The sequence below is a fragment of the Prescottella equi genome (genome assembly GCF_002094305.1).
Taxonomy (GTDB): Bacteria; Actinomycetota; Actinomycetes; order Mycobacteriales; family Mycobacteriaceae; genus Prescottella; species Prescottella equi.
The window spans coordinates 1-13,558 of record NZ_LWTX01000007.1; the positions used below are offsets into that span (position 1 = coordinate 1).

General features: G+C 68.1%; 17 protein-coding genes. 8 read left to right on the top strand and 9 right to left on the bottom strand.

Features of this window, described 5'->3' with window-relative positions; translation table 11 throughout:
* On the top strand, positions 1-335 hold a 335-nt coding region (locus A6I89_RS16965), incomplete at its 5' end, for an alpha/beta fold hydrolase (RefSeq protein WP_419178894.1).
* 7 nt (positions 336-342) lie between these two features.
* Here A6I89_RS16965 and A6I89_RS16970 read toward each other — a convergent pair.
* Together A6I89_RS16970 and dut are read right to left on the bottom strand one after the other, a co-directional pair.
* Entirely contained in the window at positions 343-1,158 is an 816-nt protein-coding gene (locus A6I89_RS16970) for a DUF3710 domain-containing protein (protein ID WP_022595567.1), read from the bottom strand.
* A 2-nt stretch (positions 1,159-1,160) separates the two neighbouring features.
* Positions 1,161-1,703 (bottom strand): dUTP diphosphatase, encoded by a 543-nt coding sequence (dut, locus tag A6I89_RS16975; RefSeq protein WP_022595564.1) that lies wholly within the window; start codon positions 1,701-1,703, stop codon positions 1,161-1,163.
* Between the two features lie 18 nt (positions 1,704-1,721).
* Between dut and A6I89_RS16980 the strand changes: the two genes are divergently transcribed.
* Positions 1,722-2,231, top strand: a complete 510-nt coding sequence (locus A6I89_RS16980; protein WP_013415815.1) for a DUF3093 domain-containing protein — start codon at positions 1,722-1,724, stop codon at positions 2,229-2,231.
* Between the two features lie 35 nt (positions 2,232-2,266).
* Here the strand turns inward: A6I89_RS16980 and A6I89_RS16985 are convergent, their stop codons facing one another.
* Positions 2,267-2,569, bottom strand: a complete 303-nt coding sequence (locus A6I89_RS16985) for a DUF4193 domain-containing protein (RefSeq protein ID WP_005513624.1) — start codon at positions 2,567-2,569, stop codon at positions 2,267-2,269.
* Positions 2,570-3,050: 481 nt separating this feature from the next.
* Between A6I89_RS16985 and cei the strand changes: the two genes are divergently transcribed.
* Complete coding sequence (gene cei, locus A6I89_RS16990) at positions 3,051-3,731, top strand: envelope integrity protein Cei (RefSeq protein ID WP_022595560.1); 681 nt, start codon at positions 3,051-3,053, stop codon at positions 3,729-3,731.
* A gap of 9 nt (positions 3,732-3,740) precedes the next feature.
* On the opposite strand, the gene A6I89_RS16995 is transcribed toward cei, so the two are convergent.
* On the bottom strand, positions 3,741-4,664 hold the full coding sequence (locus A6I89_RS16995; protein WP_005513627.1) for an inositol monophosphatase family protein: 924 nt from the start codon (positions 4,662-4,664) through the stop codon (positions 3,741-3,743).
* A 144-nt stretch (positions 4,665-4,808) separates the two neighbouring features.
* On the opposite strand from A6I89_RS16995, the gene ppgK reads away from it, so the two are divergent.
* The gene (gene ppgK / locus A6I89_RS17000; protein ID WP_172504522.1) at positions 4,809-5,585 is read left to right on the top strand and encodes a polyphosphate--glucose phosphotransferase; all 777 of its coding nucleotides are present in this window, start codon (positions 4,809-4,811) and stop codon (positions 5,583-5,585) included.
* A 123-nt stretch (positions 5,586-5,708) separates the two neighbouring features.
* The gene (locus tag A6I89_RS17005; RefSeq protein ID WP_005513631.1) at positions 5,709-7,088 is read left to right on the top strand and encodes an RNA polymerase sigma factor; all 1,380 of its coding nucleotides are present in this window, start codon (positions 5,709-5,711) and stop codon (positions 7,086-7,088) included.
* 15 nt (positions 7,089-7,103) lie between these two features.
* Here A6I89_RS17005 and A6I89_RS17010 read toward each other — a convergent pair whose 3' ends face one another.
* The 3 genes from A6I89_RS17010 to A6I89_RS17020 all read right to left on the bottom strand — a co-directional run bounded on the left by A6I89_RS17010 (position 7,104) and on the right by A6I89_RS17020 (position 9,248).
* Positions 7,104-8,309 (bottom strand): cation:proton antiporter, encoded by a 1,206-nt coding sequence (locus A6I89_RS17010; RefSeq protein ID WP_005513632.1) that lies wholly within the window; start codon positions 8,307-8,309, stop codon positions 7,104-7,106.
* A gap of 21 nt (positions 8,310-8,330) precedes the next feature.
* Positions 8,331-8,813, bottom strand: a complete 483-nt coding sequence (locus A6I89_RS17015) for a cation:proton antiporter regulatory subunit (protein WP_005513633.1) — start codon at positions 8,811-8,813, stop codon at positions 8,331-8,333.
* A gap of 66 nt (positions 8,814-8,879) precedes the next feature.
* Positions 8,880-9,248: a DUF952 domain-containing protein gene (locus A6I89_RS17020; RefSeq protein WP_013415811.1), complete on the bottom strand. Its 369-nt coding sequence runs from the start codon at positions 9,246-9,248 to the stop codon at positions 8,880-8,882.
* Between the two features lie 246 nt (positions 9,249-9,494).
* Here A6I89_RS17020 and A6I89_RS17025 point away from each other — a divergent pair, with 246 nt between their 5' ends.
* Complete coding sequence (locus A6I89_RS17025; RefSeq protein ID WP_005513636.1) at positions 9,495-9,698, top strand: DUF7455 domain-containing protein; 204 nt, start codon at positions 9,495-9,497, stop codon at positions 9,696-9,698.
* A gap of 88 nt (positions 9,699-9,786) precedes the next feature.
* On the opposite strand, the gene A6I89_RS17030 is transcribed toward A6I89_RS17025, so the two are convergent.
* On the bottom strand, positions 9,787-11,523 hold the full coding sequence (locus A6I89_RS17030; RefSeq protein ID WP_005513637.1) for a DEAD/DEAH box helicase: 1,737 nt from the start codon (positions 11,521-11,523) through the stop codon (positions 9,787-9,789).
* Positions 11,524-11,785: 262 nt separating this feature from the next.
* Here A6I89_RS17030 and A6I89_RS17035 point away from each other — a divergent pair, with 262 nt between their 5' ends.
* A complete protein-coding gene (locus A6I89_RS17035; RefSeq protein WP_005513639.1) occupies positions 11,786-12,895 on the top strand; it encodes a YihY/virulence factor BrkB family protein in 1,110 nt (369 codons plus the stop codon).
* On the opposite strand, the gene A6I89_RS17040 is transcribed toward A6I89_RS17035, so the two are convergent.
* Positions 12,868-13,104 (bottom strand): DUF3039 domain-containing protein, encoded by a 237-nt coding sequence (locus A6I89_RS17040; protein WP_005513641.1) that lies wholly within the window; start codon positions 13,102-13,104, stop codon positions 12,868-12,870. The genes A6I89_RS17035 and A6I89_RS17040 overlap by 28 nt on opposite strands.
* A 59-nt stretch (positions 13,105-13,163) precedes the next feature.
* On the opposite strand from A6I89_RS17040, the gene A6I89_RS17045 reads away from it, so the two are divergent.
* Positions 13,164-13,520 carry a DUF3099 domain-containing protein gene (locus tag A6I89_RS17045; protein ID WP_005513642.1) on the top strand — a complete coding sequence of 119 codons (357 nt, stop codon included), beginning with the start codon at positions 13,164-13,166 and terminating at the stop codon, positions 13,518-13,520.
* Positions 13,521-13,558 lie beyond the last annotated feature (38 nt).

A 13,558-nucleotide genomic window follows, 5' to 3' on the forward strand; every position in this document is an offset into this window, starting at 1 on the left:
AGATGACCGCGTCGACCCCGCCGTGGCTGGCGGACGAACTGAGCCGCTCCTGGAGATCCCAGTGGCCCGACCTGCCGTCCGCTCTGGAGGAGGCGGCGTCCTACCACGCGCTCGACGTCGAGGACCTCGCGCGGCTGCGCGTGCCCGTCGGCATCGCGGCCGCTGTCGACGACGCCGTGCACCCCCTCGCAGTGGCGCAGCAGTGGGTCTCGGCACTGCCGGCAGCCGACCTCGTCGAAGTACAACTCCAAGCGGTCGGCGATGATCCGAGCGTGCTGGGACGGGCGTGTCTGGCCGCGTTGGATCGCCGGATCCCGACGGCAGATCCGGTCTAGGCGACCGTCAGAGACCGAGCTGCTGCATCGCGGAACCGGACTCACCGCGGCGCGGCGGTTCGGATCCGTTCCCGGACGGCGGCTGCTGCGACTGCCCCGCAGTCGCCTGGGCCTGCTCCTGCGCGGCCTGCTGCTGAGCGGCGAGCTGCTGGGCGTGGGCCGCCTGGAGCTGCTCCACGAGAACCTGAGGCAGCACGATGGGCAGCGGCGTGCGCACCGGGTGTGGATCGTTTCCGCGCGCGATCACCGTGTTCAACAGAACGGCCCGAGCGGTCGCGACGAGCGGACCGTCACTCACGACGGCCCCGGACGGCCCCGCCACCACACAGCGAACCATCCAGCGCGGTCCGTCGACACCGATGAAGCGCAGATCTGCGTTGGGGGTCGCGGCTGCCACCTCGCGGCCCCACGGACCGGATTCGATGCTGACGTCGGCGTTGTCCGCACGCAGCGACTCCGCCAACTCCGACGCGACCTCGCGCCACTGGCCGGGCGACTTCGGCGCCGCATAGGCGGACACCGTGATGCGGCCGTACTGGGTCACGAGGTGGACATTCTGCGGCGCGCCCTCCGGGGACATCTCGACCTGCAGCTGAGCCCCCTCGGGCATGGGCAGGAACACGGACCCGAGATCCAGGCGGGTCGCGGCCGGCTCCTCGCCCTCGCCGAGCTCGCTCACGTCGTACGGACCGCCGTCGAGCGCACCGACCGGAGCATCGAGTTCGGACTCCGCGGCGTCCTCCACGTCCTGATCGACCGGGGTGGCCTCGACCGGCGCGGTGTCCGCGTGCTCGGCTTCCTTCTTCTTGCGACGTCCGAACATGATCAGGCCCCTTCCCTCGGCTGCCGCGTCAACTCGTGCGGGCGGCCTTCCGTACCGTCGACAGCTCGATCGGCATTGTGCGCGTCGAGGATCGCATGTCCGCCGCTCGATCCGTAGCCGCCTGTCCCCCGGACCGTTTCGTCGAGCGTGTCGACCTCCACGAAGTCGATGAGCTCGACCTTCTGCACCACGAGCTGCGCGATGCGGTCGCCGCGACGCAGTTCGACGGGCGTCTCGAGGTCGTGGTTGATCAGGCAGACCTTGATCTCACCTCGGTAGCCGGCGTCGATCGTGCCGGGGGTGTTGACCACGGACAGACCGGTCTTGGCTGCCAGGCCCGACCGAGGATGGATCAGACCGACCGTACCGATCGGGAGCGCGACCGCGATGCCGGTTCCGACCAGGACTCGGCGGCCCGGTTCGATCGTGACGTCGGTCGTAGTACAGAGGTCGACGCCGGCGTCACCTTCGTGGGCCCGCCGGGGAAGCGGGATACCGGGGTCGAGTCGCTTCAACGCGACGGCAGGAAGATCGCTCACGTGCACCGAGACTACTCTGAAGGCGTGCCCGAATCGTCTCAGCCCGCAGCTACCACGCCCGACACCCGCACACCGATCTACTCGGAACGTCTGTGGGTGCCGTTGTGGTGGTGGCCTGCCGGATTGTTCATCGCAGGACTCCTGGCCGCCGAGATCCACATGGGGTCTCCCGGTGTACGGGCCTGGCTGCCCTACGTGCTTCTGTTCCCGTTCCCGGTGTGGGCGCTGCTCTGGGTCTCACGCCTACGAATCGAGGTGTTCGACGGGCCGGACGCCGAGCTCCGGGTCGGTCGCGCACATCTGCCGCTGTCGGTGATTTCCCGGACCGCGACCATTCCGCCGTCGGCGAAGAGCGCCGCGCTGGGCCGTCAGCTCGATCCGGCGGCATTCGTGACCAATCGGTCGTGGGTCAAGCAGACCGCTCTGATCGTCCTCGACGATCCGGAGGATCCGACCCCTTACTGGCTCGTCAGCACGAGGCGGCCAGCCGAACTGCTGGCCGCCATCGGCCGCGGGACTGCGCCCAAGGCGTAGCCTCGCTTCCTCGTGCGTGACCGGAGGGACCGGCGTCAGGCCGCGCAGTCCATGCAGATCATGACGCCGTTCTCTTCACTCGCGAGCCGGCTGCGGTGATGTACCAGGAAGCAGCTCGCGCAGGTGAATTCGTCGGCCTGCTTGGGTACCACCCGCACCGACAGCTCTTCGCCGGACAGATCTGCACCCGGGAGTTCGAACGACTCCGCGGTGTCGGACTCGTCCACATCGACGACCGCAGACTGCGCCTCGTTTCGTCGTGCCTTCAGTTCTTCGAGCGAGTCCTCGGAGACCTCGTCGGTCTCCGAGCGCCTCGGTGCGTCGTAGTCGGTTGCCATTTCCTCTTCCCCTCGTCCTCGTGCGTACATCCCCGGTGCCCGGGCCGTCACTCCTCGACAGGTGTGACGATCCTTGGAAAACCGAAGATCAGGCAGATACATTCCTGCGGCTGGAACAACGCCTCAGGACTTCCGGAAGTGCCCGAAACACCTTTCGGAAAACATGACCTGCGCCTCACTTCCGCCTTCCTACGGACCCTTTCGAAATCGTGTGTTCTCACGACTGGGGCCGCCAGACAATAGCCGACGCGCCGCGAAAAGTGGCAACCGAACCGGACACTGTCGAAAACTGTCCGTCAATCGTCACCAACACCAGTTCGAGCCGAGACATTCCTGGACGCGGCATGTGCGCGACGGCGGCGGGGCGTGGATCTACAGTGATCAGGAGTTCGGTCGCAGTCGGCGGATCGTGGCCGGAACCACACCGATTCCCCGCGGGCCATCGAATCCGCGTTCATCTACGGAGAGGTCGACAGACACCGTGGTTTCCCTGATCACCGAAGGCAGCTCGACCGACGATCAGGGTCGGCGGTTCCCCCGGCGTCGCCTGCTACCCGCTGTCGCTCTGCTGTCGGTTCTGGCGCTCCTCGGCATCACGGTGTGGGCTCGCATCCTCACCGAACCCGAGGTGTACGCGACCACCGTCGACTGCAACCCGCCGGTGAAGCCGAAATCGCCGGACGCTCCCACGCCCGTCCCGCTCGGCGAGAAGGTGGGACGCAGCACCCTGCTCGACGTGGCCCCCGCGGCACTGTCGTCGACGCAGGTGCGCGTGTTCAACGCGAGCGGCGAGCGCGGGCAGGCCGCACACGTGGCAGCGCAGCTGGGCGAGTACGGATTCGCCAGCGCCCCCGACGTGCAGGCCGGCAACGATCCGGTGTACGTGGATCAGACACTGCAGTGCTACGGCCAGATCCGCTTCGGCGAGCAGGGCTTGGCCGCCGCCAGTGCACTGTGGCTCGTCGCGCCGTGCGCCGAACTGATCCAGGACGGCCGCACCGACGAGACCGTCGATCTGGCACTGGGCACCTACTCGAAGGACATCGCCCCCAGCGCCGACGCCGACGAGGTCCTCAAGTCGCTCAAGGATCCGGTTGCCGGGGCCGAGCCGGCGCCGCTCGACAGCGCGCTCCTCGACGCGGCCCGCACGGCGCGCTGCTGACCTTCGCGATCACGGTATCGGCGCGTACGCCCCCACCGACCGCATGACGGCCTCGAGCTCGTCGGCGATGCCCGGCGCCATCGCGAGCACGACTTCGCCGGATGCGCCGCCGACGTCGGGGCCGGGCAGGTGGACGCGGGCGCCGGCCTCGCTCGCGATGAGGGCACCGGCCGCCCAGTCCCACGGATTGAGCCCGTGCTCGAAGTGCGCGTCGACCCGCCCGGAGGCGACCATGCACAGATCCAGTGCGGCGGAACCCACGCGGCGGATGTCGCGCACATGTGGGAGCAGGGCCGCGATCAGCTTCCCCTGAGCGCGGCGACGTTCGACGCCGTAGCCGAATCCGGTCGCCAGAAGCGCCGAGGAGGCGTCGGTGATCGGGTTGCACGACAGCGTTCCCTCGACGACCGCGTCGGGAGCACCCGAGTCGACGAACCGGGCGCCCTCACCCTTCGCGGCCGAGTACGTCACACGCGCAGCGACATCCACGACCGCCCCTGCGACGGACACACCGTCGATCTGGGCGGCGACGGAAACCGAGTATGCGGGGATTCCGTAGAGGAAGTTGACCGTCCCGTCGATCGGATCGACCACCCACCGCACCCCCTCGGGGACGTCTCGGGCCCCGCCGCCTTCCTCGCCGAGCACCGCGTCCTGCGGGCGCAGTTCGGCGAGAAGGCCCCGGATCAACTGCTCGGCCTCGGTGTCGACGACGGTGACGGGATCGGTCGGTGTGCTCTTCGCCCGCACCGACTGTCCGTCGTCTCCGTGCACGCGCGCGCCCATCACGCCGAACACCTCCGGACGGCGCACCCGCACGTGTTCGGCAGCGGTCTCGGCGACGGCGACGGCGACCCGCAGCAGGTCTGCGGGGGTGACGGAGGCGGAATTCGAATCGGTCCGGTCGACGGGCGAGCTGTTCACGCGGTGCATGTGTGTATCGCACCACATCCACGAGCCGCCCCACCACCGGTATCGCGGACCTGCCATCACGCGGCCGAATGCTTCGGAACCAACTACTGTTTCGACGCAGACGGCCATCTCGGCAGACGAGGTCTCGATCGAAGGGAGACGGTGGTGGGCGCACGCGGATTCGGCGTGGACGTCGGCGGCAGCGGCATCAAGGGGGCGCTGGTCGACCTCGCCACCGGTCGACTGGTCGAGGAGCGCATCAAGATCGAGACGCCCCGACCGGCGACCCCGGCCGCGGTCGCGGCAACCGTGGCCGAGATCGTTGCCCGCGCCGGCTGGAACGGGCCGGTCGGCGTCACCCTGCCGAGCGTCGTCACGGCCGGCGTCGCCCGCACTGCCGCGAACATCGACCCGTCCTGGATCGGGACCGACGCACGCGCCGTGCTGTCGGATGCCCTCGGCGGCCGACCCGTCACAGTCCTGAACGATGCCGACGCCGCCGGCATCGCCGAGGACCGGTTCGGCGCCGGCAAGGACGTCGACGGCGTCGTCGTGCTGCTGACGTTCGGCACGGGAATCGGGTCGGCGATCCTGCACCACGGCGTCCTCCTGCCCAACACCGAACTCGGCCACATGGAGGTCGACGGCAAGGAGGCCGAACATCGGGCCGCGTCGTCGGTCAAGGACGAGAAGGGGCTCTCGTACAAGGAGTGGGCCGCCGAGGTGACCCGCGTCCTGCAGCGCTACGAGGACCTGCTGTGGCCGGACCTGTTCATCGCCGGCGGCGGTATCAGCCGCAAGCACGAGAAGTGGATTCCGCGCCTGGAGAACCGTACGCCGATCGTTCCTGCAGCTCTGCTGAACACCGCGGGCATCGTCGGAGCGGCGCTGGCCTCCTCTGACGACCTGCCCGACGCAGTGGAAACCGGCATCGCTCCGTAACAATTTCCCAGCTGTCGTTACAATGGATGGCGGCCGACTGTGAGTCGGCGAAACCCGACAGACCTCTCCGCCGGAATTCCACTCTGGCGTGACGCCGCACGACACCGTCACGAAAGGGCGTACGTGGCAGCCACCGATACGCGTCAGACCGCAGATTCCACCCCCGAATCAGCGACCACTGCTTCCACTGCCGAGGCCACTACCGGTAGCGCGCCCGCCGCCAAGAAGGCTCCTGCGAAGAAGGCCGCCGCCAAGAAGGCGCCCGCCAAGAAGGCCGCCGCCAAGAAGGCTCCTGCGAAGAAGGCCGCCGCCAAGAAGACCGCGGCCAAGAAGACCACCAAGAAGGCCACCTCCAAGGCGGCCAAGGGCGGCGACGACATCGTCGAGGACGATGACATCGACATTGCCGACCTCGATGTCGCTGCCGGCGACCTCGTCGAGGAAGAGGTCGAGGACGTCGTCGTCGAAGAGGACGAGGAGACCGAGGAGCCGTCCGAGAAGGACAAGGCGTCCGGCGACTTCGTCTGGGACGAAGAGGAGTCCGAGGCTCTCCGCCAGGCCCGCAAGGACGCCGAGCTGACCGCATCCGCCGACTCGGTGCGTGCGTACCTCAAGCAGATCGGCAAGGTGGCCCTGCTCAATGCCGAGGAGGAGGTCGAACTCGCCAAGCGCATCGAGGCCGGCCTGTTCGCGACGCACAAGATGAACGAGATGGCGGAGAAGGGCGAGAAGCCCTCCCCCACCGATCGCCGCAACCTGAACTGGATCACGCGCGACGGCAACCGCGCCAAGAACCATCTGCTCGAGGCGAACCTTCGACTGGTCGTGTCGCTGGCCAAGCGCTACACCGGCCGCGGCATGGCCTTCCTGGACCTCATCCAGGAGGGAAACCTCGGTCTGATCCGTGCGGTCGAGAAGTTCGACTACACGAAGGGCTACAAGTTCTCGACGTACGCCACGTGGTGGATCCGTCAGGCCATCACCCGCGCGATGGCCGACCAGGCCCGCACGATCCGTATCCCCGTGCACATGGTCGAGGTCATCAACAAGCTCGGCCGCATCCAGCGTGAGCTGCTCCAGGATCTGGGCCGCGAGCCCACCCCCGAGGAGCTCGCGAAGGAAATGGACATCACGCCGGAGAAGGTGCTGGAGATCCAGCAGTACGCGCGTGAACCCATCTCGCTGGATCAGACCATCGGCGACGAGGGCGACAGCCAGCTCGGCGACTTCATCGAGGACTCCGAGGCCGTCGTCGCCGTCGACGCGGTGAGCTTCACGTTGCTGCAGGATCAGTTGCAGTCGGTGCTCGAGACCCTGTCCGAGCGCGAGGCCGGTGTGGTGCGCCTGCGCTTCGGCCTCACCGACGGCCAGCCGCGGACTTTAGACGAAATCGGTCAGGTCTACGGCGTCACCCGCGAGCGGATCCGCCAGATCGAGTCGAAGACCATGTCCAAGCTGCGCCACCCGTCGCGGTCGCAGGTGCTGCGCGACTACCTCGACTAGAGGCCGGACAGCACGTCAGCTGGTGAGGAAGGGGTCCTTCGGGGCCCCTTCCTCTTTTGGTCGGGGAGGCTGGAACAGCCGGACGATCGGCTCGGCGACGCGGGCCCCGACCGGCCCCAGAACAGCCATGAGCAACACGTAGGCGGTCGCGAGCGCGGCGAGTTCACCCTCCACCGCGCCCGCGGAGACCGCCAAGCCGGCGATGACGATCGAGAACTCGCCGCGCGCGATCAGGGCCGCACCGGCGCGTGCCCGACCCATGACGCCGATACCTTGACGTCCCGCGGCCCACCATCCGGTGAGCACCTTGGTGGCAGTGGTGACGACCGCCAGGCCGATCGCAGGCAGCAGCACCGGTGGGATGGTCGTCGGATCGGTGTTGAGACCGAAGACCACGAAGAACATCGCCGCGAACAGGTCCCGTAGAGGCTCGAGAAGACGCGTTGCGTTCCGCGCGGTGGAGCCGGAGATCGCGATGCCGAGCAGGAACGCGCCGACCGCCGCCGACACCTGCAGTGACGACGCGAAGCCTGCGACGAGCAGTGCCGCGCCGAGCAGCTTGAGCAGGAACACTTCGCGGTCGGTGCTGTCCACGATCGCGGAGACGACACTGCCGTACCGCAGCGCGACGACGAGCACGACGGTGATGACGGCGAACGAGATCGCGACCGCCTGGAGCCCGCCCAGGAAGCTCACACCCGCGAGGACCGCGGTGAGAATCGGCAGATACACCGCCATTGCGAGGTCCTCGAACACCAGGATCGACAGGACCACCGGGGTTTCGCGGTTACCGAGCCGGCCGAGGTCGCCGAGCACCTTCGCAACGATGCCCGACGACGAGATGTAGGTGACGCCGCCGAGGGTCAGCGCCCCGACCGGACCCCACCCGAGCAGCAGTGCCAGCAGCGCGCCCGGCGCCGCGTTCAGAACGAGATCGACGACCCCGGCGAACCACGACCGCCTGAGCCCGGTCACGAGTTCGGAGGCGGTGTATTCGAGACCCAGTAGCAACAGCAGCAGCACGACGCCGATCTCGCTGGCGAGATGGCTGAATTCGCCGATATCGCCGAGCTGGATGAATCCGCCCTCGCCGAAGCACAATCCGCCGATCAGGTACAGCGGGATCGGCGACATGCCGATGCGTCCGGCCAGTCGGCCGAGCACCCCGAGGGCGAAGAAGACAGCGCCGAGTTCGACGAGTGCCAGTGCAGTGCCGGTCATCGCGCGTCGATCGTGCCGGGATCAGCCGTGCGCGAGAATCTTGGCGGCGTGATCGAGACCCTCCTGGGTACCTACCGCGACCAGGAGGTCACCCTCGGTGAAGGTGAAGTCGGGATTCGGTGACGGCGCCACCTGTCCGGCCCGCATCACCGCGACGACGGAGACCCCGGTGCGGGTCCGCATCGCGGTTTCGCCGAGGGTGCGGCCGTCCCACGGCGAGTTCTCGCCGATCGGTAGCTGCCGGGTGCTGATGCCCGGCAGGTCGCGGTGTTCCTCGCGAAGCTGCGCGACCAGTTGCGGTGCGCCCAGCAGATTCGCCAGGACCGACGCCTCGTCCGAGTCGAGCGGAATCGAGGCCATGCAGGCGTCCGGGTCGTCGAGCTTGGAGACGATCAGATCGGTGCGGCCGTCACGGTGGGTGACCACCCCGATGCGCCGCCCGGTGGCCAGCGCGAAGTCCTTGCGGACCCCGATACCGGGCAGCGGCGTCACTTCGACGTTCATGGATAAACGGTAGCGCTCTTCACCGACTGCGGCCCGCGGCCCCTCTCCGCGCGTCTCGGGGTCCGGTCAGCCGACGGGTGGAAACAGTCCGTCGGCGCCGGGCCGGTAGTCGGTGACCTCGAGCACGGACTCGGCCGGGAGCGGGCCGTACAGATGCGGGAAGCGCATCGACGCCGGGTCCGACGGCACGCCCGGCTCCCACCGGGTCTCGGCGCCGAGACGGGCGGGATCCAGATACAGCAGCACGAGATCGGTCCTGCCCGCGAACAGGCGATTCGCGGGCAGATGGACCTGCGCGGGTGTCGAGAGGTGCACGAAGCCATCGACGTCGAAACCGGGCGGAAGGCGGTGACCGGTCCTCCGCATCTCGTCCCATTCGGTTCGTGAACACAGGTGGACGAGCACGGCATCGGAGGCGGATCCTGCGCGGGACATGTACGGTTCCTTTCGGCCGACGCCCGGACGACAGCGACAAAAGTCAGCTGTCAGCGAACACCCTCATCCTCGCCGATCACATCGTGCGAGTTCAGAGCGGGTGCTGTTAGGGACGACACACCGAGCGCGAATCGGGAACAACCCGATCAAGTCGAACGTCTGACAGAGTGGACCTACCGCGTCACCCCCGACGCGGCGGAAGACCCCAGGCGGTGGGTGCGAGCCCGCAGCCAGTTCGGAGGAGTCATGCCCGGAACACTGACCAGCCCCCCGTTGACCGCTGCCGACCGGTGCGACCGGTGCAGCGCCGGAGCCCGCGTGCGCGCCGTGCTCGCGAGCGGAGGAGAACTCCTCTTCTGCCAGCATCACGCCAACGAGCATGCCGATCGTCTTCGCGAGATGAACGCCACCATCGTGAGCGACTCGGAATCCTCCGCGACGACGATCTGACGCGTCAGCCTCCGGGCGGACCCCCGTCCGTCCCCGTTCCCGAAGCGGGCGGCCACCCAGGTGGCCGCCCGCTTCGGCGTTTGCGGGTTCACCACTGCCGCAGCGTCGCGATCCGGTCGGTGAGCTGTTCCACCGTCGCGATCGCGGTCGGCGGACCACCGCAGGCGCGGCGGAGTTCGCCGTGGATGATGCCGTGCGGCTTCCCCGTCCGGTGATGGTGCATGGCCACCAGCGAGTTGAGTTCGCGCCGCAGATTCGCCAGCTGGCCCGCCGAAGCCACCCGCTCCGCGACCTGCGGAACCGGTGGAGGTACCGGCGCTTCCGCGGCGGCCGCGGGCTTGTCGATCTGGCTCTGCTGCCGCTGCCGCAGCAGTGCGCGCATCTGTTCGGCGTCCAGCAGTCCGGGCAGTCCGAGATAGTCGGCTTCCTCGTCGGACCCGGAGAACGTGGCGGTTCCGAACGAAGAGCCGTCGTAGATCACCTGGTCGAGTTCGGCGTCCGCACCGAGCGAGGTGAACGCCTTCTCCTCCTCGCCGGGCTCGTCCTTCTGCTTGTTCGCATCCGCGATCAGCTCGTCGTCGAGGCCGTCCTTCTCGCGGTGCGGCTTGCCGAGGATGTGGTCACGCTGCGCCTCGAGCTGGCTCGCGAGATCGAGTAGGACGGGAACCGACGGCAGGAACACGCTCGCCGTCTCCCCCTTCACGCGCGATCGCACGAACCGCCCGATGGCCTGTGCGAAGAACAGCGGCGTCGAGGCACTCGTGGCGTAGACGCCGACGGCGAGGCGCGGGACGTCGACACCCTCGGACACCATGCGCACCGCCACCATCCACGGCTGCGTGCTCTTGGAGAACTCCGCGATCCGCTTGGAGGCGGTGGGATCGTCGGACAGGATCAGCGCGGGCGCTTCCCCGGTGATGGCCTCGAGCTGTTTCGCGTAGGCGCGGGCCACGGTCTGGTCGGTCGCGATGACCAGACCGCCGGCGTCGGGCATGCCGCCTGCACGAAGCTGGCCGAGCCGCGTGTTCGCGGCCGCCAGCACCGACGGAATCCAGTCGCCGGCCGGATCCAGGGCCGTCCGCCAGGCACGGGCCGTCTGCTCGGCGTTCAGCGGCTCGCCGAGGCGGGCGGCGAACTCCTCGCCGGCGCTGTTGCGCCAGCGCGCCTCACCCGAGTAGGCGAGGAAGACGACCGGGCGGACGACGCCGTCGGCGAGCGCGTCGGAGTAGCCGTATGTGTGGTCGGCCTTCGAGCGCTGGTGACCCTCGTTGTCCGGTTCGTAGGTGACGAACGGGATGGGACTGTCGTCGCTGCGGAACGGGGTTCCTGTGAGCGCGAGGCGGCGGGTCGCGTCGCCGTACGCCTCGCGGATCGCGTCGCCCCAGCTCTTCGCGTCGCCGCCGTGGTGGATCTCGTCGAGGATCACCAACGTGCGTCGCGCCGCCGTGCGGGCATGATGCTTGAACGGGTGGGAGGCGACCTGCGCGTACGTGACCACGACACCGTGGTAGTCCGCCGACGTCTGTCCGGTCGAGTTGGAGAAGTTGGAGTCGAGCGCGATGCCGTTTCGCGCGGCCGACTCGGCCCACTGGTGCTTGAGGTGCTCGGTGGGCGCGACGACCGTGATCTGGTCCACGGTCCGATCGCGCAACAGCTCGGCCGCCACCCGCAGTGCGAACGTGGTCTTACCGGCTCCCGGCGTGGCGACCGCGAGAAAGTCCCGCGGCTTGGTCGCCAGGTACTTAGTGAGGGCGCGCCGCTGCCATGCTCGCAGGGAGCCGGTGGGAGCAGGTGCAGTTTCGACGGTTCCGGGTTCAGCGCTCACATCGCACCTCGCCACAGTCTTCGCACAGTTGTTCCCACTCCTCGCTTCGCCGACAGGGGTCACGGCTGCTGCCACGGCACGGTCTCGGAGCCCCGATCTCCGGCAACGACCCCCGAGGAGCCTAGCGCCCGACACCGACCGTTTCAGCATCAGCTCGGGGCGCCGACCGAAGCGGCAGGTGAGCACCCGCTGACGGAATCGTGCCGACACGGCCGCACCCCACCGAGCATCTCGGCGCGTCGTCAGGAATCCTGGAAGCATCATGGGCGAGACTCCGGCAGCGAAGAAGCACCGACCGTTCAAGCGGTGCGCTCAGGTCGTGGGCCGGACCGCGAGCAAGGCCTGGGACGACTCGATCTTCGGCAAGTCCGCCACGGCCGCGTTCTGGCAGACGCTCTCGCTACCCCCGCTACTGCTGGGCCTGCTCGGCAGCCTCGGCTACGTCGGCGGCTGGTTCGGCCCCAACACCGTCGAGATCATCCAGTCGAAGATCATCACGTTCAGCCACACCGTGTTCAGCGAGAACGTCGTCGACCAGATCATCCAGCCGACCGTCGGCGACGTCCTCGGGCGCGGGCGGCCGGAGATCATCTCGGTGGGCTTTCTGCTGTCGCTGTGGGCGGGATCGTCGGCGATATCGACGTTCGTCGATTCGATCGTCGAGGCCCACGGCCAGCAGGACGCCCGGCACCCGGTGTGGCAGCGCGTGTTCGCGCTGCTGCTCTACGTCGGGTTCCTCATCCTCGCGGTCTTCACGTTGCCGCTGGTCGCGCTGGGCCCGACGATCATCGGCCGCGTGCTGCCGGAATCGTGGCACACGGTCGGGACGGAGATGGTGGATGCGTTCTACTACCCCGCGGTGGGCCTGCTGCTGATCATCGGCCTGACGACGCTGTACAAGGTTGCGCTGCCGAAGTCGCTGCCGTGGCACCGACTGCTGGGCGGGGCACTGCTCGCGGGAGTGTTCTTCATGGCGGCCAGCACGATTCTGCGCTGGTATCTGAGCGCGATAGCCGGCACCGGCTACACCTACGGCGCGCTCGCCACGCCCATCGCGTTCCTGCTCTTCACGTTCTTCCTGGGATTCGCGGTGGTGCTCGGCGCCGAGTTCAATGCCACCATCCAGGAGTTCTGGCCCGCCCGGGCGACCCGCATGGAGCAGGTCCGCGACTGGATCGCCGCGCAGGCTGCGATCGATGCGTCGGACGAAGCCGGACCGGTGACCGCGATCACGAGGCGAATCACGACCGGACCGATCCGCTTCACGTCTGATCGCTCACAGTCCGAGGACACCGAATCGGTGGACACGCCCGAGGTCGACGCATCCACCGAGGAGCCGACGGATCAGTCGCCCTTGCGCAACCCGTCGTAGATCTTCTTGCACTCGGGGCACACCGGCGACCCGGGCTTGGCGGACTTGGTCACCGGAAAGACCTCGCCACACAGCGCGACGACATGCGTTCCCATGACCGCGCTCTCGGCGATCTTGTTCTTCTTCACGTAGTGGAAGAACTTGGGAGTGTCGTCGTCCGTCGTCTCGTCAGTGGTGGTGTCGGGACGTTCCTTCGTCAAAGTGCTCACCCCTCAATAATGCCGCAAGCGCATGTGCAATTGCCGCCCGAGAGTGGAACAGTGGAACCATGGCGAGAACATCGGGGTTCGGCGACTCCGCCGAGAGCGGCACACCCCGCCACCCGGCACTGATCACCGAGGCGCAGCAGTCCATCGAGGATCAGCACCGAGCGCGCGTGAAGAAGTACCTGACGATCATGTCGTTCCGGATTCCCGCGCTCATTCTCGCGGCGCTCGCGTACGGTGCGTTCGGCAACGCCTGGATCTCGGTCGGCATCATCGCGCTGTCGATTCCGCTGCCGTGGATCGCGGTCCTCATCGCGAACGACCGGCCACCGCGCTCGAAGGACGAACCCAGCCGGTACGACAACCGCAACTCGTCCCGCGCGATCGAGTCGCGGAACGACCGCACCATCGAGGGTTGACTCGCGCGGCCGACCGGTCGTGACCGGCCTGCTGCAAC